Source organism: Streptomyces sp. URMC 126, assembly GCF_051386555.1.
In the GTDB taxonomy this organism is placed as follows: Bacteria; Actinomycetota; Actinomycetes; order Streptomycetales; family Streptomycetaceae; genus Streptomyces.
In genome coordinates, this window is the sequence record NZ_JBPQTX010000963.1 from 1 (window position 1) to 263 (window position 263).

1 protein-coding gene is annotated in these 263 nt (G+C 75.3%); it reads left to right on the plus strand.

Features of this window, described 5'->3' with window-relative positions; genetic code table 11:
- On the plus strand, positions 1-263 hold a 263-nt coding region (locus ACSNOK_RS34680; protein WP_436784688.1), incomplete at both ends, for a hypothetical protein.

Below are 263 nucleotides of genomic sequence, written 5' to 3' on the forward strand. Positions count from 1 at the left end.
GAGCTGCGCCAGCTGAACTCCGCCGCCGACCTCGCACTCTCGCCCGCGACGACGCTCTCCGTGCGCGCCCACGTCGCGAGCACGCCGGAGGCCGAGAACCCGGGCGCGCTGACGGCGGCCGAGTTCGGAGCGAACCCCGATGCGACGGCGCTCAACAACGTGCGCCGCGGCGCCGACAAGGTCGTGTCGCAGCAGCAGCTCGCCGTGCGGCTGCGGCGCGAGGCGCCGGCCGGCCTCTCGTTCGACGCGAGCGTCCACGGCAT